This window comes from Azospirillum formosense, from assembly GCF_013340925.1.
In the GTDB taxonomy this organism is placed as follows: Bacteria; Pseudomonadota; Alphaproteobacteria; order Azospirillales; family Azospirillaceae; genus Azospirillum; species Azospirillum formosense.
In genome coordinates this window covers 1-18,456 of record NZ_WHOR01000108.1, presented here as the reverse complement: position 1 = coordinate 18,456, position 18,456 = coordinate 1, and the positions used below count along the sequence as shown (strand labels likewise).

General features: G+C 69.8%; 15 protein-coding genes. 9 read left to right on the top strand and 6 right to left on the bottom strand.

The genetic code is table 11. The features are described 5' to 3' along the window. From GBZ26_RS15460 to GBZ26_RS15445, 4 genes are all read right to left on the bottom strand, one after another. The coding region (locus GBZ26_RS15460) for a glycosyltransferase family protein (RefSeq protein WP_486598846.1) at positions 1-739 on the bottom strand (739 nt) is incomplete at its 3' end. A gap of 31 nt (positions 740-770) precedes the next feature. Next, a complete protein-coding gene (locus GBZ26_RS15455) occupies positions 771-1,751 on the bottom strand; it encodes a GGDEF domain-containing protein (protein WP_174439600.1) in 981 nt (326 codons plus the stop codon). A 41-nt stretch (positions 1,752-1,792) separates the two neighbouring features. Continuing rightward, complete coding sequence (locus GBZ26_RS15450) at positions 1,793-3,067, bottom strand: glycosyltransferase (RefSeq protein WP_174439599.1); 1,275 nt, start codon at positions 3,065-3,067, stop codon at positions 1,793-1,795. Beyond that, positions 3,064-4,296 carry a glycosyltransferase family protein gene (locus GBZ26_RS15445; RefSeq protein ID WP_174439598.1) on the bottom strand — a complete coding sequence of 411 codons (1,233 nt, stop codon included), beginning with the start codon at positions 4,294-4,296 and terminating at the stop codon, positions 3,064-3,066. The genes GBZ26_RS15450 and GBZ26_RS15445 overlap by 4 nt, the downstream gene beginning before the upstream one ends. Before the next feature lie 193 nt (positions 4,297-4,489). On the opposite strand from GBZ26_RS15445, the gene GBZ26_RS15440 reads away from it, so the two are divergent. From GBZ26_RS15440 to GBZ26_RS15400, 9 genes are all read left to right on the top strand, one after another. Beyond that, positions 4,490-7,129, top strand: coding sequence for an ABC transporter ATP-binding protein (locus GBZ26_RS15440; protein ID WP_174439597.1), 2,640 nt, complete (start codon positions 4,490-4,492; stop codon positions 7,127-7,129). Positions 7,130-7,157: 28 nt separating this feature from the next. Continuing rightward, positions 7,158-7,613, top strand: a complete 456-nt coding sequence (locus GBZ26_RS15435; protein ID WP_174439596.1) for a cyclic nucleotide-binding domain-containing protein — start codon at positions 7,158-7,160, stop codon at positions 7,611-7,613. Between the two features lie 22 nt (positions 7,614-7,635). After that, positions 7,636-8,793 (top strand): glycosyltransferase family protein, encoded by a 1,158-nt coding sequence (locus GBZ26_RS15430; RefSeq protein ID WP_174439595.1) that lies wholly within the window; start codon positions 7,636-7,638, stop codon positions 8,791-8,793. A gap of 82 nt (positions 8,794-8,875) precedes the next feature. Continuing rightward, entirely contained in the window at positions 8,876-9,694 is an 819-nt protein-coding gene (locus GBZ26_RS15425) for a polysaccharide deacetylase family protein (RefSeq protein WP_246653513.1), read from the top strand. 3 nt (positions 9,695-9,697) lie between these two features. After that, entirely contained in the window at positions 9,698-10,270 is a 573-nt protein-coding gene (locus tag GBZ26_RS15420; RefSeq protein ID WP_174439593.1) for a hypothetical protein, read from the top strand. Then, positions 10,267-12,165: an ABC transporter ATP-binding protein gene (locus tag GBZ26_RS15415; protein ID WP_174439592.1), complete on the top strand. Its 1,899-nt coding sequence runs from the start codon at positions 10,267-10,269 to the stop codon at positions 12,163-12,165. The genes GBZ26_RS15420 and GBZ26_RS15415 overlap by 4 nt, the downstream gene beginning before the upstream one ends. Next, complete coding sequence (locus tag GBZ26_RS15410; protein ID WP_211104773.1) at positions 12,165-14,057, top strand: ABC transporter substrate-binding protein; 1,893 nt, start codon at positions 12,165-12,167, stop codon at positions 14,055-14,057. Before GBZ26_RS15415 ends, GBZ26_RS15410 begins: the two co-directional genes overlap by 1 nt. A 4-nt stretch (positions 14,058-14,061) precedes the next feature. Beyond that, positions 14,062-15,060 (top strand): ABC transporter permease, encoded by a 999-nt coding sequence (locus GBZ26_RS15405; RefSeq protein ID WP_119507538.1) that lies wholly within the window; start codon positions 14,062-14,064, stop codon positions 15,058-15,060. Continuing rightward, the gene (locus GBZ26_RS15400; protein WP_174439590.1) at positions 15,057-16,229 is read left to right on the top strand and encodes an ABC transporter permease; all 1,173 of its coding nucleotides are present in this window, start codon (positions 15,057-15,059) and stop codon (positions 16,227-16,229) included. Before GBZ26_RS15405 ends, GBZ26_RS15400 begins: the two co-directional genes overlap by 4 nt. 3 nt (positions 16,230-16,232) lie before the next feature. Here the strand turns inward: GBZ26_RS15400 and GBZ26_RS15395 are convergent, their stop codons facing one another. Then, positions 16,233-17,042, bottom strand: coding sequence for a YcbK family protein (locus GBZ26_RS15395; RefSeq protein ID WP_174439589.1), 810 nt, complete (start codon positions 17,040-17,042; stop codon positions 16,233-16,235). A 162-nt stretch (positions 17,043-17,204) separates the two neighbouring features. After that, positions 17,205-18,080, bottom strand: a complete 876-nt coding sequence (locus GBZ26_RS15390; RefSeq protein WP_174439588.1) for an MBL fold metallo-hydrolase — start codon at positions 18,078-18,080, stop codon at positions 17,205-17,207. Between the last annotated feature and the right edge of the window lie 376 nt (positions 18,081-18,456).

The window sequence follows — 18,456 nt, the reverse complement described above, 5'->3', positions numbered from 1 at the left end:
TGGTCGGCGTCAACCCCGGCATGACGGCCACCGCCCCCCCCGCGGCCCTCCCCGGGTTCGCAGGGGAGGGAGAGAGGGCGCCAGCCAGGATCTCGTATGAACGCTCCTTGTCGCCGCCGCGCATCATGCCGACGGCCAGCAGCCAAGGAACGTCCGGGTTCAAACCGTAACGCTCCACCAGCGCCGCGCGATGCCGGTCGCGCTCCGCGGCGGCGGCCGCGAAGGGGCAGGTGTCGAGGAAGGGCCGCAGCCGCACCAGCCGGTCCGGCGATTCGAGCAGCGGCAACACCCCCTCCGCATCGTGGCCGGCGAGGTTGACGACCGCGGCGGCCTGCCGGATTGCAGCCTCGGCGGCGCGGTGCCCGGCAGCGAAGCGGCCGGTGGCCCGCTTGGCCGCGAAGGACGCCTCCGCCACCACATAGGGGATGCCGAATCGGCGGCTGACCGCCGGGCCGATCCAGTCCGGCGCCTTGTGGTACAGATGGTAGGTGAACCAGAGGTCCGGCGGGTCGTCCCGCCAGCGCGCCGTCAGGCGGTCGGCGCAGCGGGCGCCCAGCGCCGCCAGACGCTCCGCCCGGCCCGCATGGCGCCCATCGTCCCAGCTGCGCAACGTGCAGGCCAGCGTCACCCTGTGCCCGGCGCCCTCCAAGGCGGCCATCAGCAGCCGGGCCATGCGCCGGTCGCCCGAGGGCACCGGGTGGGTCGGGGATTTCAGCGGGGCGTAGAAGGCGATGCGCATCGCAGCCCCGGTGTCATGGTGGAAAGGACGCTCAGAACGGGGTCGGTTCCCGCGCGCAGACGACCCGGTTCCGTCCGGCAGCCTTGGCGCGGTACAGCGCCTCGTCCGCGCTGGACAGCATGGCGTCCACGTCGCGCGTCCCGGCCGCGCAGCAGGCGACGCCGATCGACACGGTGAAGCGCACGGTCTCCGCGCCCGATGGTGCCGTCAGTTCCGCCGTGCGGCGGCGGATGCGCTCCGCCACCATGCGCGCCCCGGCGATGTCGGTCTCCGGCAGCAGGATGGCGAACTCCTCGCCGCCGGTGCGGCCCAGCAGGTCGTTCTCCCGCAGCAGGGTGCGGCAGGCGGTGGTGAAGGTCCGCAGCGCCTCGTCCCCCACCGCGTGGCCGTGGGTGTCGTTGATGCTCTTGAAATGGTCGAGGTCGAGCATCAGCAGCGTGACCGGCCGGCCATGGCGGCGGGCGCGGGCCAGCTCCTGCTCCGCCGCTTCGACGAAGTGGCGGCGGTTGGACACGCCGGTCAGCGGGTCGGTGATCGAGAGACGGCGCAGCCGTTCCTCCGACTCCTTCAGCGCCGTCACGTCGTTGATCAGCACATAGATCACCGGCAACCCGTCCCAGGGCAGGGGCGACATGCTGACCTGGACGCAGGTGCGCTGACCGTCGGCGGACATCATCACCCCGTCCTGGCACCGCACCAGCTCCCGCTCGCGCAGGCAGCGCAGGAAGGCGTCCCGCTGGTCGTCGATGCCCGCTTCCTCGACGAAGTCCAGGAAATGGCGCCCGACCAGGGCGTCGCCGCTCTGGCCCAGGATGCGCGCGGCCTCCTGGTTGGCGAAGACGATGCCCATTTCCTGATGGATCAACAGCCCGGCGGGCAGCAGGTCGAGCATGTCGCCAAGCTTGCTGCGCGTCAGCGACAGCTCGTGGCTCGTCGCCACGGCGTCGCTGTCGTCGTCGAAGTCGATAAAGGAAAGGATTTCCGGTTCGGGAAAGGCGGACAGAGTCGACATGACGTCGCAAAGGTGGAGCAAAGCCGCACTCTATCCCGTCATCAGCCGCCGTGCAATGCACAGCATCCCCCAAACGGCATAAAGGACGACTGTCTATTTGCGGTTGTGAAGCGGTCGTGAAGCCGGTCGATCCCCGAGTCGCTCTCGAAGTCGCGCCGCACCCGCGCGGCACCGGCTGCCCCCAACGCCGCGCGGCGGGCCGGATCGCGGAGCAGCGACTCGAGCGCGCGGGCCAACGCGGCGGGGTCCTCGGGGTCCACCAGCGTGCCGGTGACCCCATCCTCGATCAGCTCAGCCACTGCGGCGGCGCGAGTGGACAGGCAGGCCAGCCCCTGGCTCTGCGCTTCCATCAGCACGTTGGGCAGCCCGTCGCGGTCGCCGTCGCGCGCGGTGCGGCAGGGCAGGACGAACAGGTCGGCGCGGCGGTACTGGGCGATCACCGCGTCCTGGGCCTTCGCCCCCTGCCAGTCGATCCGCCCCTCCAGCCCCAGCGCCGCCGCCTGCCCCTTCAGCGCGGACAGCCGGTCGCCGCCGCCGATGTGGGTCCAGCGCCAGTGCAGCCCGGCGGGCAGGCGGGCCAGCGCGTCGAGCAGCAGGTCGAAGCCCTTCTTCTCCACCGCCCGCCCGACCGACAGCAGCCGCACCGGGTCGGCAGGGTCGCCGCCGTCCCGCGCCGGACGCGCATCCGGCGGGCCGGGGAAGCGGCTGAAATCCAGGCCGTGGTAGAGCAGCTCCACCCGTTTCGGCTCCGGCGCCAGGGCGCGCAGGCGGTCGAGGCCGAGCGCGGTGCAGGTGACGCCCCAGCGCGCCTCGGCCAACTTGTCCCGCAGGTCCCAGTCGGGCGAGGTCCAGATGTCCTTGGCGTGGGCGGAGAAGCTCCAGGGCAGGCCGGTCAGCAGCGCCGCGTAGCGCGCGACGCTGGCCGGGGTGTGCAGGAAATGGGTGTGCAGCCAGGTGACGTCCGCCGGCAATTCCGCCGCCAGCACGCAGGCCTGGCCGAAGCGGCGCACGCGGTTGCGGCTGGGGTCGCGCCGCAGGTCGGCCAACCAGGCGGCCCGCGCCGCCGGCCAGCCGGGACGCCGCCGCGCGGCGGCCAGCGCGCGCAGCACGCGGCCGGGCGCGTCGTGCAGATATTCGGGCAGGTAGGCCACCGGGGCGGTGACGCGGCGGTTCAGCTCGTGCACCGCCTTGTCGGTCGGTTGACGCAGGCTGACGATCAGTTGACGCAACCCCCGCCGCTCCAGCCCCAGGATCTCCTGCGCGATGAAGGTTTCCGACAGGCGGGGCCAGCCCTTGACGATGACGGCAACGGTCACGCGGCGTCCCCGGCGGCCAGCTGGCGCTCCGAAGCGCTGGGTTCGCAGGACGGCTCCGGCAGGTAGCGGGCCGACAGGCGGTTGACGCTCTCCAGCCCGCCAAGCAGGCCCGGCACCACCACCGAAGAGGGTGGCGCCTGCCAGGGCAGCCGGCGCAGGGCCGCCGCCATCGCCGCGGCGTCGCGCACCCCGTCGTCCATCAGGACGGAGACCAGACCCAGCTCCTGCGCGCGGGCGGCGCGGATGGTCTGCTCGCGCCGCGGCACCTCGCGCGGGACGATCAGCGCCTTCTTGTCGAAGGACAGGATCTCGCAGAAGGTGTTGTAGCCACCCATGGCGACCACCCCCACCGCCCCCTGCATCAGCCGCTCGATCCGCGCCTCGAAGGCGGTGGCCTCGACATTGGGCAGGGCTTCCGCCCGCGCCAGGAACTCGGCCTGGAGGTCCGGCTGCATGAAGGGGCCGAACACCAGCACCGCGCGGTAAGGGATGCCGGGATCGCTCTCGTAGGCGCGCAGCACCCAGTCGATCAGCGCCTCGCCGTCGCCGCCGCCGCCGGGCGTGACCAGGATGTAGGGCTCGTCCGGCAGACCGGGGCCGTGCGGCACCGCCGGGGGCACGGTGCGGTGCAGATAGCCGGTGTAAACCATCTTGTCGCGCACCGACCGGGGCATGTCGATGCCCTCCAGCGGGTCGCAGATCTGCGGCAGGCCGTAGACCCACAGTTCGTCGTAGAGGGATTCCAGCGCCGGCAGGACCTTCTTGCGCTCCCACTCCGGGGCAAGCAGGGCCGGCTCGTCCATCACGTCGCGCAGCCCCAGCACCAGCGGCACGCCGCGGCCCTTCAGAAGCTCCAGCGTCTCCCGCACCTCGCCGCGCAGGCCGAGCGGCTCCTTGTCCACGATGAACAGGTCGGGCTGGTAGATCTCCGCCGTGTGGCGGATCAGCGAGGCCCGCATGGACAGGATCTCGTCGATGTCCAGATGCAGGTTCAGCGCCGTGTACTCCCCGTTGCGCAGCTTGATGACGCCGGGGATGCGCACGAAGTCCACCCGCGTGCGGAAGTCGAAGCTGCCGACGATGGGCGAGCCGGACAGGATCAGCACGGACAGGTTGCTGTAGCGTTCCACCAGCGCATGGGCGATGGCCCGGCAGCGGCGCAGATGGCCAAGGCCGAACGTGTCATGGCTGTAGATGAGCACGCGGCCCGAGGTCGGACGTTCGCTCATGGAGTTCCTACCTCTCCCGATTGGCCTCTTGTGTCCGGCCGCGGCTTGGCCGATGAACGGGTGTGCGTCATGCCGCCGTCACGCTGGCGGCAGACCGCGTGCAGGCGAACCATAGTCCCGGCGGCCAGACGGCAGAGGGGGTAAGGTTTCTGCCTGCTCCCGGCACCGGCGTCCCCTTGCGTAGAATGGCGCTATGGAATCCAGCATTTTCCGATTCATCCTTCGGCACAGCGTCCGTCAGCAGATCGTGCTGACCCTGATGACCCTGGCGTCCTTTCCGTTCCTCTACGCCTCGCTCGACCTGCCGAAGCGGATCGTCAACGAGGCGATCGCCGGGAAGAAGCTGCCTGAATCCTTCCTCGGCTTCCATCTCGATCAGGTGACTTACCTGTTCGTCCTATGCGGACTGTTCCTGACTTTGGTGCTGGTCAACGGTGCGTTCAAGTACGTCATCAACACCTACAAGGGCCGCCTGGGCGAGCGGATGCTGCGCCGGCTGCGGTACGAGCTGTACGTGCGCGTCCTGCGTTTCCCCCTGCCCCGCTTCCGCAAGATGTCGCCCGGGGAGATCATCCCCATGATCACGGCGGAGGTGGAACCGCTGGGCGGCTTCATCGGCGACGCCATCGCGATCCCGGTGTTCCAGGGCGGCACGCTCCTCGTCTACATCGCCTTCATCTTCGTCCAGGACCCGGTTCTGGGAGCAGCGGCGGTGTCGCTGTACCCGTTCCAAGGCTGGCTCATCCCACGGCTTCAGCGCAAGGTCAATCAGCTTGGCAAACAGCGCGTACGTGCCATGCGCCAGATCGCCGACCGCATCGGCGAGACGGTGTCCGGCATCCAGGAGGTGCACACCCACAACACGGCGACCTGGCATCTCGCCGATCTCAGTCACCGTCTGGGCGACGTGTACCGCATCCGTTTCGAGATTTACCAAAGAAAGTTTTTTGTCAAATTTCTGAACAATTTCATAAACCAGTTGACCCCGTTCTTCTTCTACTCGATCGGCGGCTATCTGGTGATCCACGGCCAACTGTCCTTCGGCGCGCTGGTTGCGGTGTTGGCCGCCTACAAGGACTTGGCCGCCCCTTGGAAGGAGCTTCTGGACTGGTACCAGCAGAAGGAGGACAACCGGATCAAGTACGAGCAGGTGGTGGAGCAGTTCCACGTCCCCGACCTGCTGGCCGAACGCCTGCTGCGCGAAGAGGAGGACGTCCCGTTCAAGGGCAGCCTGTCCTTCCACAACGTCGGGTTCGGGGAGGAAGGCGGCTCGCCGATCCTGGAGGGGGTGACCTGCGACATCCCGCTGGACGGCCACACCGCGCTGATCGGCGTCGGCTCCGGGCGGGACGAGCTGGCGCAGCTCGCCGCCCGCGTGCTGCTGCCCTCGTCGGGCCAGATCCGGCTGGGCGAGCATGACTATGCGGAGTTGCCGGAAAGCGTGACCGGACGGCGCGCCGCCTATGTGGGGGCCACCCCCTACCTGTTCTCGGCCTCGCTCTACGACAATCTCGTCTACGGGCTGCGTCACCGGCCCCTGCGCGAGAACGATGAAGGCGAGGAAACGGCGGACCGGCGCAAGAAGCGGATGACCGAATCGGTGCTGTCCGGCAACGCCACCGACGACGTGCACGCCGACTGGATCGACTACGCCGCCGCCGGCTGCGACGGGCCGGAGGATCTGAAGGCCCGCATCCTGCGCGTGGTGACGATGGTCTCGCTTCAGGACGACGTGTACGGCATGGGCCTCAACCGCACCGTTGACCCGGAGCGGCGCCCCGACGTGGCCGCCCGCGTGCTGGAGGCGCGCGACGCCATGCGCGCCACGATGCTGAACAACCCCGACCTGGGGCGGCTGGTGGAGCGCTTCGACCCCGACCGCTACACCGTGAACGCCACGCTGGCGGAGAACCTGCTGTTCGGCACGCCGGTCGGCCCGATCTTCCAGACCGACGCGCTGGCCTCGAATCCCTATATGGTGCATGTGCTGGACAAGGTGGGGCTGACCGACACCATCCTGGAGACCGGCCATAAGGTGGCGGAAACCATGGTCGAGCTGTTCGCCGGCCTGCCGCCCGGCCACGAGTTCTTCGAGCGCTTTTCCTTCATCGGATTCGCCGAGCTGCCGGAGTATCAGGCGATTCTGGCGCGCACCGCGAAGGAGGGGCTGGGCACGCTGCGGCCCGAGGAGCGGACGCGGCTGATGACCCTGCCCTTCAAGCTGATCGGCGCCCGCCACCGTCTGGGCCTGATGACGCCGGACCTGGAGAAGAAGCTCTTGCAGGCGCGGCACGTCTTCGCCAGCGACCTGCCGGCCGACCTGAAGCACGCCGTCGCCTTCTTCGACCCGGAGGCCTACAACGCCGCGGCCAGCATCCAGGACAACATCCTGTTCGGCAAGATGGTCTACGGACAGGCGCAGGTGCAATCCAAGGTGGGCCGCATCGTGGCGGAGCTGGTGGACCAGCTTCACCTGCGCGACATCATCGTCGAGGTCGGGCTGGACCATCCCGTGGGGGTCGCCGGGTCGCGCCTGTCCGCCGCACAGCGCCAGAAGGCGGCGCTGGCCCGCGCCCTGCTGAAGCGGCCGGACCTGCTGGTGCTGAGCGAGGCGACCAGCGGCCTGGACACCAGCAGCCAGACCAAGGTGCATTCCGCCATCATGGGAGAACGCAAGGGATGTGGTCTTGTGTGGGTTCTGCATCGCGCCGGCTTGGCACGGGCGTTCGAGCGAGTCATTGTGATGAAGGACGGGCGAATCGCCGAACATGGGCGCTTCGACGAGTTGAACAGGCCCGGCACCTTGTTGCATGAATTGGTGTCCGCCGAATAAAGCCGGCGGCGTTGAGGAGGCAGACGGCATGAGCATCGCCGAAGAAGTCAATTGTCTGCGCAGGATTCCCCTGTTCGCCAACATCGACACCGCCAAGCTCAAGCTTCTCGCCTTCACCAGCGAGCGGTTGAGCTTCCGCTCGGGCGACATCCTGTTCGAACAGGATGAGATGGGCACTTGCGCCTACATCCTGCTGCGCGGGGAGGCCGAGGTGATCGTGACCGGTCCCGGGGGGCCGCTGGCCGTCGCGACGCTGGGGTCCAACGAGATCGTCGGCGAGATCGCCATCCTGTGCGACGTGCCGCGAACCGCCACCGTCCGCGCCAGCTCCGACCTGGAGGCGCTGTGCGTCCCGAAGGACCATTTCCTCCAGATGATCGCCGATTTCCCGCAGATGGGGCTGGAGATCATGCGCTCCCTGGCCCACCGGCTGGAATTGACGACCATGCGCCTGCGCGAGGTCCTGGCCGCCCAGGCAACCTGAAATTCTGGCGACCTGACGGCTCATGCGCGTTCTTTTCCATGTCCAGCATCTGCTGGGCATCGGCCACGACCGGCGCGCCGCGCTGATCACCCGCGGGCTGGCCAAGGCCGGTGTCGCCGTCACGGTGCTGCGCGGCGGGCATCCGGTGCCGGGGATCGATTACGGCCCGGCGGCGGAGATCGTCCAGCTTCCCCCCGCCCGCGCCGCCGACAGCAGCTTCAAGACCCTGCTGGACGAGCACGACCAGCCCATCGACGACGACTGGCGCGCCCGGCGCCGCGCCGCGGTTCTGGAGGTCCATGAGCGGGTGCGGCCCGACGCTCTGCTGGTCGAATCCTTCCCCTTCGGGCGCCGCGCCTTCCGGTTCGAGCTTCTGCCGCTGCTGGAGGCCGCCAAGGCCGGCGGGGCGGTCACCGCCTGCTCGGTGCGCGACATCCTGGTGACCAAGGCGAAGCCGGAACGGCTGGAGGAAACCGTTTCGACGGTGGAACGGCTGTTCGACCATGTGCTGGTCCATGGCGACCCGGAGCTGATCCCCTTCGCCGCGACCTTCCCCGCCGCCGCGCGGATCGCCGACCGCATCCGCTACACCGGCTATGTCGCCGCCCCGCAGGGCGAGGACACCGAATCACCGGACGGCACCGGCGAGGTGATCGTGTCGGTGGGCGGCGGGGCGGTCGGCCTGCCGCTGCTGCGGGCGGCTCTGGCGGTGCGTGCGTCAACTCCCGCCGGACTTGACGCACCCTGGCGCCTGCTGGCCGGTCCGGACGTGCCGGAGGAGGATGTCCGCGCGCTCGCCGCCGCGGCCCCGCCGGGCACCATCGTGGAGCGGGCGCGGCCCGACTTCCCCGCCCTGCTCCGCCGCTGCCGCCTGTCGATCAGCCAGGCCGGCTACAACACCGTGCTCGACGTGCTCCAGGCCGGCTGCCGGGCGGTGGTCGTCCCCTTCGCCGCGGGCAGCGAGACGGAGCAGGCCACCCGCGCCCGCCTGCTGGAGGAGCGGGGCCGGCTGGCCGTGGTCGACGAGGCCACCCTGACCCCGGACACCCTGGCCGCGGGCGTTGCCAAGGCGCTCGCCCTGCCCCCGCCGCCGGCCATCCCGCTGCGCCTGGACGGTGCCGCCGCCACCGCCCGGCTGCTGCGAAACGCGGTGGCCTACCGCCAAGGCAACAGCCGCTAAACCAATCAAGACGCTTGGATTTTTCCGGTGCGGGGGCCATGCTGGGGCTGATCTCCTGCCTCGGCCCCGCCTTGCAATGACCATGACCGCCCCTTCCGACAGCCCACCGCGCGCCGGCTGGGACGCGCTGATCGCCGAGTTGGACGCCTGGGCCGCCGCCGGGCGCACCGCCAGCCTCTGGTGGCGCGACGATGATGCCGTGGAGCCGACGCCGGAACTGGACCGGATGATCGCCCTGTCCGTCGAGACCGGCGCGCCGCTGGCCCTGGCGGTCATCCCGGCGGGCGTCACGGATGCCCTCGCCCCCGTTGTGGACGCCGCCCCCGCCGTCACGGTGCTTCAGCACGGCTGGTCGCACGCCAACCACGCCGCTCCCCCCGCGAAGAAGGCGGAACTTGGCGCGGATCGGCCCGCCGACGCCGTGCTGGCCGAACTGGCCGAGGGGCGTAGCGTTCTGGACCGCCGGTTCGGGCGGCGCGCCCTGCCCGTTCTGGTGCCGCCCTGGAACCGCATCGCGCCCGGCGTGGCGGCGGGTCTGCCCGACGTGGGCTTCGCCGGCCTGTCGGTTTTCGGGCTGCGACGTGTGTCAACCGTCAACATGATGTGTGTCAATACACACATCGACCCGGTGGGCTGGAAGGATGGCAAGCGCTTCCTCGGCGACGCGGAGGCGCTGGGCATGGCGGTCACCCATCTGCGCGCTAGGCGGCTGGGCGCGGTGGACGCGAAGGAGCCGACCGGCCTGCTGACGCATCATTTGGCGATGGACGGCGAAACCTGGGCCTTCACCGCGCGTTTCCTGACCGTGACCCGCCGCCATCCGGCGGCCCGCTGGCTGGCTGCTGATACCCTGTTCGCCACCCCGTTCGCCACCCCGTTCGCCGCAGAAGGACATCGCTGACTCATGGCCGAGCTGCCCATGGCCCGACCCTCGACCGGAGAGACGCTGACCGTCGCGGAGATGCGCTACCCCGCCGGGGCGCTCGCCGGCGACTACGCGCGGGCCGGGGCGGGGCTGGGGCTGACGGTCCTGCCGCTGGCCTTCCTGCCCGTCACCCCCTGGATCGCCGTGCCGCTGGCGGCCTGCGCGCTGCTGTTCGCCGTCTTCGCGGCGCGCACCCTGCAACGCCAGCTGACCCGCCTGACCATGGACGGCGAGGGCCTGCGGGCCGACGGGCCACTGGGCGGCGCCATCCGCTGGGACGCGCTGTCCGGGCTGAAGCTGCGCTACTACGCGACCAAGCGGGGACGCGACGACGGCTGGATACAGGCGGCGCTGACCGGCGGCGGCACGACCCTGCGCTTCGACAGCAACCTGGAGGGCTTCGACGCGGTGATCGAACAGGCCGCCCTCGCCGCCGGGCGCAACGGCGTGGCGCTGACCCCGGTGACGGTGGACAATCTGATCGCTCTCGGCATCGAGCCGCCGGCAGATCCCAATGAAAAAGACCCCAACGAAACGAGGCCGGCATCATGAGCCGCACGCTGCTCCGGGTGGAGGACCTGAAGGTCGATTTCCAGGTGCCGGGCGGCGTGGTCCAGGCGGTGCGCGGCGTGTCCTTCCGGGTGCGGGCCGGTTCCACCGTCGCCCTGGTCGGCGAATCCGGGTCGGGCAAGTCGGTGGCGGCGCAGTCGATCCTGCGCATCCTGCCCCGCAACGCCACCATCGCGGATGGGCGAATTCTGTTCGACGACGGAGTCGTGAACGAGGGCTCCGGCCCCGTCGACATCGCCGCGCTGAAGGCCGACGGCACGGCGATGCGGGCGCTGCGCGGCGGCCGCATCTCGATCATCTTCCAGGAGCCGATGACCTCGCTGTCGCCCCTGCACACGGTGGGCGACCAGGTGGGCGAGGCGGTGCGGCTGCACCAGCGGGTGACCGCCCGGCAGGCCCGCACCCAGGCCGAGGACATGCTGCGCCGGGTGCGCTTCCCCGACCCCAAGCGGGCGTTGGACACCTACCCGTTCGAGCTGTCGGGCGGCCTGCGCCAGCGCGCGATGATCGCCATGGCGCTGGTCTGCCGCCCCGCGCTGCTGATCGCCGACGAGCCGACGACCGCGCTGGACGTCACCATCCAGGCGCAGATCCTGAAGCTGATCAAGGACCTCCAGGCCGATCTCGGGATGGCCGTGCTGCTCATCACCCACGACCTGGGGGTGGTCGCCAACCTCGCCGACGAGGTGGTGGTGATGCACCGCGGGCGGATCATGGAATCCGGCACGCGCGAGGACATCTTCGCCGACCCCCGCCACCCCTACCTGAAGGCGCTGCTGCGCGCCGTTCCGCGCTTCCACATGGCGCCGGGGGAACGGCTGGTGCCGATCCGCTCCATCACGTCGGAAGGCGGCAGCCTGCTGGAGAAGGACCACCAGCCCTGGCCGCCCGGCGCCGACGCGGCGGGGCCGCTGCTGGCGGTGGAGGGGGTGCGCAAGCGCTACGGCGCGCGCAAGGCCGGCTGGTTCGGCGCCAAGGCCGGGGCCGGCACGCTGGCGGTCGACGATGTCAGCTTCACCATCGCGCGTGGCGAATGCGTCGGGCTGGTCGGCGAGTCGGGCTGCGGCAAGACCACCCTGTCGAAGATCCTGATGCGCGCCCTGACCCCGGACCAGGGCAGCGTGCGCTTCAACGACCATGGCCGGGTGGTGGACGTGCTGGGGCTGGAGGGCGCGGCCCTGACCGCCTTCCGCCGCAAGGTGCAGTTCGTCTTCCAGGACCCCTTCGGCTCGCTGAACCCGCGCATGACCGTCTTCGACATCATCGCCGAACCGCTGGTCATCCACGGCATCGGCGACGAGGCGGAGCGCGCCGCGCGGGTCAAGGAGCTGATGGGGCTGGTCGGGCTGGACGCGCGGCATCTGCGCCGCTACCCGCACAGCTTCTCCGGCGGCCAGCGCCAGCGCATCGGCATCGCCCGCGCGTTGGCGCTGCGGCCCGAGCTTCTGCTGCTCGACGAGCCGGTGTCGGCGCTCGACGTGTCGATCCAGGCGCAGGTGCTGAACCTGCTGAAGGACCTGAAGGAACGGCTCGGCCTGACCTACCTGTTCGTCAGCCACAATCTGGCGGTGGTGGACTACATGGCCGACCGCATCCTGGTGATGTGCCGCGGCCGGATCGTCGAGTCGGCCGCGCGCGAGGATCTCTTCCGCAACCCGGTCCACCCCTACACCCGCGCCCTGCTGGCCGCCGTGCCGGAGCCGGACCCCAGCCGCCCGCTGTCGCTGACCGACCTGGAGGAGGGCCGCGCCTCCGACCCGGCGCGCTGGCCCGCCCCCTTCACCATCGATGAGGACCACCAGCCCCATCTGGTCGATCTCGGCGGCGGCCATTGCGTGCGCGCCGACGCCGCCGTCCGCGTGCGGGAGGTGGCGTGATGAGGCTGGCCCGCCCCGCCCTGCTGCTGCTCGCCTTCCTGGGGCTCAGCGCCTTCGACGCGGTCGAGACGCCGATGCTGGAGAATGCGGTCGGCGCCGGGTCGCTGCCGCCGGTGGAGAAGCGGCTGCCGCTCACCCCGCTGGTCGAGGCGATGGACCGGCCCTGGCAGTCGCCGGGGCGTCATGGCGGCGACCTGCGCCTGCTGATGGCGCGGACCAAGGACACGCGGCTGATCTACGTCTACAGCTACGCCCGGCTGGTCGGGCTGACCCCGGACCTGCGCATCGTGCCCGACATCCTGGAGCGGGTGGATGTGGAGGAAGGGCGGATCTTCACCTTCACGCTGCGCCGCGGCCACCGCTGGTCGGACGGCCATCCCTTCACGGCGGAGGACTTCCGCTACTGGTGGGAGGACATGGCCAACAACGCCAAGCGCTCCCCCGGGGGGCCGCCGCCGGAGATGATGGTGGCCGGGGAGGCGCCGAAGTTCGAGGTTCTGGACGCCGCCGCCGTGCGCTACACCTGGTCGCGCCCCAACCCCTTCTTCCTGCCCATGCTGGCCGGAGCCAAGCCGGTGGAGATCTACGCCCCCGCCCATTACCTGCGGCGCTTCCATCCCCGCTTCACCGAACCGCTGGAGCTGAAGCAGCGGGTTGAGGCGGAGCGGCAGAAAAGCTGGCAGCAGCTTCACAACCGCAAGGACAATCTGACCGAGTTCGACAACCCGGACCTGCCGACCCTGCAGCCCTGGGTGCCGACGACCGCGCCGCCCGCGGAACGTTTCATCTTCGTAAGGAACCCCTATTTCCATCGGGTCGATCCGGCGGGGCGGCAGTTGCCCTACATCGACCGGATCATCATGACGGTGGCCGACGCCAAGATCATCCCGGCCAAGACCGGGGCGGGCGAGAGCGACCTCCAGGCGCGCTACCTGCGGTTCGACAACTACACCTTCCTGAAGCAGGGGGCGAAGCGCAACGACCAACGGGTCACGCTGTGGCGCACCGGCATCGGGGCGCAGATGGCGCTGTTCCCCAACCTGACCTGCAACGACCCGGTGTGGCGCGCGCTGAACCGCGACGTGCGCTACCGCCGCGCCCTGTCGCTGGCCATCGACCGCGAGGAGATGAACCAGGTCATCTATTACGGCCTCGCCATCCCATCCAACAACACACTGCTGGAGGTCTCGCCCCTGTGGGTGCCGGCCTACCGCGACCGCTGGGCGCAGTTCGACGTGAAGCAGGCCAACCGGCTGCTCGACGAGGTCGGCCTGACCAAGCGCGACGTCAACGGCGTCCGCCTGCTGCCCGACGGCCGCCCGCTGGAGATCGTGGTGGAGACCGCCGGGGAGAGCACGGAGGAGACCGACGCGCTGGAGCTGATCGCCGACGGCTGGCGGCGCATCGGGGCGCGGCTCTACATCCGCTCCTCGCAGCTCGACGTGTTCCGCAACCGCATCTTCGCCGGCGACACCTGCATGTCGATTTCGCGCGGGCTGGACAACGCCATCGCCACCGCGGACATGAGCCCCGCCGAGCTGGTGCCGGTCGATCAGGCCAAATACCAGTGGCCGAAATGGGGCCAGTTCTTCCAGACCATGGGCAAGGACGGCGAGCGCCCCGACATGCCCGAGGCCCGCGACCTTCTGGAGGCCTTCCGCGCCTGGCGCGACGCCCCGGACGAGGCGGGGCGGGCGGCGGCCTGGACGCGCATCCTCACGCTCAATACCGATCAGGTCTTCACCATCGGCACGGTGGCCGGGGTGCCGCAGCCGGTGGTGGCGCGCCGCACCCTGCGCAACGTGCCGGAGGAGGGTCTGTTCAACTACGACCCCGGCGCGCATTTCGGGCTGTACCGGCCCGACGGCTTCTGGTTCGACAGGAAGGGATGAGGCCATGCTGGGCTACGTGATCCGCCGCATCCTCATCATGATCCCGACGCTGCTGGCGATCAGCGTCATCACCTTCGTCATCATCCAGCTTCCCCCCGGCGACTATCTGACGACGCTGGTCAACGAGATGCAGAGCCGGGGCGAGAGCATGGACCAGGGCCGGCTGGCCATGCTGCGCGAGACCTACGGGCTCGACCGGCCCATGTACGAGCAGTATGCGCTGTGGCTGGCCGGGATGCTGCGCGGCGACTTCGGCTATTCCTTCGAATACAACCTGCCGGTATCGGACGTGGTGGGCGACCGGCTGTCGCTGACCGCCATCGTGTCCTTCGCGACCATCCTGTTCATCTGGGTGGTCTCATTCCCCATCGGCATCTATTCGGCGACGCGGCAGTACAGCCTGGGCGACTACGTCCTGACCTTCCTTGGCTTCCTGGGGCTGGCAACGCCGAGCTTCCTGCTGGCGCTGGTGATGCTGTACTTCGCCAACGTGTGGTTCGGCACCTCAATCGGCGGGCTGATGGACCCGCGCTACATCGGCCAGCCCTGGAGCTGGGGCAAGGCGATGAGCGTGTTCGAGCACATGTGGATTCCGGTTATCGTCATCGGCACGGCCGGCACCGCCGCGATGATCCGCCGCCTGCGCGCCAACCTGCTGGACGAGCTGCACAAGCCCTACGTCGTCACCGCGCGGGCCAAGGGCCTGCCGCCGGGCCGGGCGCTGGTGAAGTACCCGCTGCGGGTGGCGCTGAACCCCTTCGTGTCCGACATCGGCAACCTGCTGCCGCAGGTCGTCTCCGGCGCCGCCATCGTGTCGGTGGTGATGTCGCTGCCGACGACGGGGCCGATGCTGCTCCAGGCGCTGCGCAGCCAGGACATGTATCTGGCCGGGTCCTTCCTGATGTTCCTGGCGGTGCTGACGGTGATCGGGGTCTTCCTGTCCGATCTGGCGCTGGCCGCGCTCGACCCGCGCATCCGCTTGAGCGGGGGAGCCAGCCGATGAGCGCCTCCCTTCCGACCCAGACGCCCCTGCCCCACACCGTCGACATCGCCCCCTGGGACCCCGACGAGATCGAACGGCTGTCGCCGGAGCAGGAGCGCTTCACCACCGCCTCGCAATGGCGGATGGTCTGGTGGAAGCTGCGGCGGCACAAGCTGGCGGTGGCCTCGGGCATCGTGCTGTTTTTGCTCTACGCGTCGACCCTGGTCAGCGAGGTCCTGGCCCCCTATGCGGTGGACAGCCGCAACTCCCACTTCATCCATGCCCCGCCGCAGACGGTGCATCTGTTCCATGAGGGGCAATTCGTCGGCCCCTTCGTCTACGGCTACAGCTACCGCCTGGACATGGAGATCCTGAAGCGGGAGTACACGCCCGACCCCACGAAGGTGCAGCCCATCCGCTTCCTCTGCCGCAGCGACCGCTACGAGTTCTGGGGGCTGGTGGAGAGCGATTGGCACCTCGCCTGCCCGGCCGAGGGCGGGACGCTGTTCCTGATGGGCACCGACCGTCTGGGACGGGACCTGCTGTCGCGGATGATCTACGGGACGCGCATCTCGCTGACCATCGGGCTGATCGGCGTCGCGGTCAGCTTCGTGCTGGGGATCGTCATCGGCGGCATCGCCGGCTATTACGGCGGCTGGGTGGACAACCTGATCCAGCGGCTGATCGAGATCATCCGCTCCTTCCCCGAGCTGCCGCTGTGGATGGCCCTGTCCGCCGCCTTGCCCGTCACCTGGAACCCGATCTTCATCTATTTCGGGATCACGGTGATCCTCGGCCTCCTGGAATGGACGGGCCTCGCCCGCGCCGTGCGGTCCAAGCTGCTGGCCCTGCGCGAGGAGGACTTCACCACCGCCGCCCAGCTGATGGGAGCCAGCCCGGCCCGCATCATCGGGCGGCACCTGCTGCCCAGCTTCATGAGCCACCTGATCGCCTCGGCGACGCTGGCCATCCCCGGCATGATCCTGGGCGAGACGGCGCTGAGCTTCCTCGGCCTCGGCTTGCGCCCGCCGATCACCAGCTGGGGGGTGCTGCTGACCGAGGCGCAGAACATCAACGTGGTGGCGCTGTATCCCTGGCTGATGCTGCCGGTGCTGCCGGTGATCGTGACCGTGCTGAGCTTCAACTTCCTCGGCGACGGCCTGCGGGACGCCGCGGACCCGTATCGGTAACCCTCAGGGCTTCTTCTTCGCCGCAGGTTCCGGCTGCTCCTTGAGGGAGGCCAGCACCATGCGGACGCGGGCGAGGTCGCCGTCGTTGCCCTTCGCGGAGGCGGGCGCGGCCTTGGCCGGGGGACGCTTCGATGGGGCGGGTTCCGCCGAAGCGACCTGCGTCCGCGGGGCGGCGGGAGCGGGCTTGGCGGCGACCGCCTTGCCCGACGCGGCCTTCGCCGGGGTCGCCCTGGCCTCCAGGATGCGGGGATCGCCGCCCTTCGGGCTCCAGGTTCGGACCGGGCCGGTGTCGACATGGACGTGGCCGGTGTGGGGGTAGAGCGCGTAGCCGCCGCGCTGCAGGGCCGCGGCCTCGTCGGCGAGGCGGCGGGGGGGAACCCCGGGAATGGAGATGTCGGCGGCCTGGCCACGCAGGTGATAGCTGTTTTCCGCCACGTTCGGATTGCTGCGCGCCAGCGTGACGTTGGTCAGCGGCGAGCGGTAGCCCGAGGTGATGTGGACCGGCGTGTCGGGGCCGGCGCCGCAGCGGTCCCGCAGGTCGGCCAGAAGCTCCACCAGCGTGGGGTCGACGGGCACCGTCTCGCCGGTGCGGCGGTCGCGGAACAGGGTGGCGATGCGGTCCAGGGCCTGCAGGTCGTACCCGTCGGCGCGGCGGTAGGTGACGCTGACCGTCTCGCCGCTGGCGGGATGGTGCAGGACGATCGAACGGGGGCCGCCGTCCAGCGAGGCCTGGGGACCCGGAGTGGAGGCGCAGCCGGCGAGCGTTCCGCCGGCGAGCAGACCCAGCAACGATAAGCGCAGAAGATGCCGCATGCGTCTCCCCAGAGTTCTCTCTGCGGTTGCAGGCGGTTTTCATACCATAATTATCACACGATCCGGCAGTGACAACGGGCCAGAGGACGCGAACGGAGGCTTGGCCGTGTCATCGGCGCATCACTGTCCAACGGGATAGGTGTCCAGTCAGAAGGACCAAAGTCAGAGAGGAAGCGCCATGCCTTCGCGGGCGACCAGCGTGCCGGGGCGCCGGGCTTCGGCGGCGGTGGCGATGACGTCCAGCTCGGCGTCGGTGCGCCGGGGATCATGGTGGAAGATGACCGCGCGCTTCACGTCGGCTTCGTCGGCGATGCGCAGGCACTCCTCCCAGGTCGAATGGCCCCAGCCGACGCGGGCGGCGTATTCGGCGTCGGTGTAGGTGCAGTCGTAGATCATCAGGTCGCTGCCGCGCACCAGTTCCATCACCGCGGGGTCGCGCCCGGCGGCGGGGTGCTCGGTGTCGGTGACGTAGCACAGGCTGCGCCCGGCGAATTCCACGCGGTAGCCGGTCGCCCCGTCCGGGTGGTTGAGCCGAGCGGTGCGCACGGTGACGCCCGGCTTGACCGTCAGCGTCTCGCCGCTGACGAAATCGTGGAAGGTGCAGTCGGCCCGGAAGATGTCCACCGGGACCGGGAACAGCGGCGCCGACATCATGCATTCCAGGACGGAGCGCATCGTCCGCTCCCGCTCCAGATGGCCGGCCCTGATCCGCACGCGGCTGGCCGCGTCGAAGGCCGGCGCGAAGAAGGGCAGGCCGCAGATGTGGTCGAGGTGGCTGTGGGTCAGCAGCAGATCGACGTCCACCGGCTCCCCCCGGCGCATCAGCGCCTCGCCCAGCGGGCGCAGGCCGGTGCCGGCGTCGAGAACCAGGAGAGCGTCCCCGCAGCGCAGCTCGACGCAGGGGGTGTTGCCGCCGTAGCGGACCGTGTCCGGTCCCGGGGAGGCGATGCTGCCGCGCACGCCCCAGAAGCGAACGGTGAAGTCCGGCGGTGTGTCAGGCGCACCGGAACAGGCGTCGGAAACGGTTCGTGCCGTCATGGTACCGACAATTTGGCGGTAGGACCCCCGCGAGTCGAGTGAAAAGGTTTTTTCACGAAACGACCCTCCGGCGCGTCCATAGGCCGGTCTGGTGGCCGTTCAGCCTCGATAGAAGGGGGGACGGCGCGAGACGGGGGTAGGAGGAAAAGGCGTGCCGCACCGCCGAGATGCGGAGATGCCCAATCCACTAAGATGTGGTAGTTTGCGCCCGTTCGCCCATCGACGCGAAAAATCGCCTCCGGACCCCGCCCCCTCGGATGGACCCAGACAAACTCGCCAAAGTCCTCGCCATGGCCGAGTCGGAGCATCAGGGCGAGGCCCAGTCCGCTCTGCGCGCCGCGCGCATCATGCTGTCGAGCTGCCTCTTGTTCACATC

What these genes read in the sequence shown, in the direction of transcription:
- GBZ26_RS15455 (WP_174439600.1), bottom strand. Translation starts at nt 1,751, where the DNA reads ATGTCGACTCTGTCCGCCTTTCCCGAACCGGAAATCCTTTCCTTTATC.
- GBZ26_RS15445 (WP_174439598.1), bottom strand. Translation starts at nt 4,296, where the DNA reads ATGAGCGAACGTCCGACCTCGGGCCGCGTGCTCATCTACAGCCATGAC.
- GBZ26_RS15440 (WP_174439597.1), top strand. Translation starts at nt 4,490, where the DNA reads ATGGAATCCAGCATTTTCCGATTCATCCTTCGGCACAGCGTCCGTCAG.
- GBZ26_RS15435 (WP_174439596.1), top strand. Translation starts at nt 7,158, where the DNA reads ATGAGCATCGCCGAAGAAGTCAATTGTCTGCGCAGGATTCCCCTGTTC.
- GBZ26_RS15430 (WP_174439595.1), top strand. Translation starts at nt 7,636, where the DNA reads ATGCGCGTTCTTTTCCATGTCCAGCATCTGCTGGGCATCGGCCACGAC.
- GBZ26_RS15425 (WP_246653513.1), top strand. Translation starts at nt 8,876, where the DNA reads ATGACCGCCCCTTCCGACAGCCCACCGCGCGCCGGCTGGGACGCGCTG.
- GBZ26_RS15420 (WP_174439593.1), top strand. Translation starts at nt 9,698, where the DNA reads ATGGCCGAGCTGCCCATGGCCCGACCCTCGACCGGAGAGACGCTGACC.
- GBZ26_RS15415 (WP_174439592.1), top strand. Translation starts at nt 10,267, where the DNA reads ATGAGCCGCACGCTGCTCCGGGTGGAGGACCTGAAGGTCGATTTCCAG.
- GBZ26_RS15410 (WP_211104773.1), top strand. Translation starts at nt 12,165, where the DNA reads ATGAGGCTGGCCCGCCCCGCCCTGCTGCTGCTCGCCTTCCTGGGGCTC.
- GBZ26_RS15405 (WP_119507538.1), top strand. Translation starts at nt 14,062, where the DNA reads ATGCTGGGCTACGTGATCCGCCGCATCCTCATCATGATCCCGACGCTG.
- GBZ26_RS15400 (WP_174439590.1), top strand. Translation starts at nt 15,057, where the DNA reads ATGAGCGCCTCCCTTCCGACCCAGACGCCCCTGCCCCACACCGTCGAC.
- GBZ26_RS15395 (WP_174439589.1), bottom strand. Translation starts at nt 17,042, where the DNA reads ATGCGGCATCTTCTGCGCTTATCGTTGCTGGGTCTGCTCGCCGGCGGA.
- GBZ26_RS15390 (WP_174439588.1), bottom strand. Translation starts at nt 18,080, where the DNA reads ATGACGGCACGAACCGTTTCCGACGCCTGTTCCGGTGCGCCTGACACA.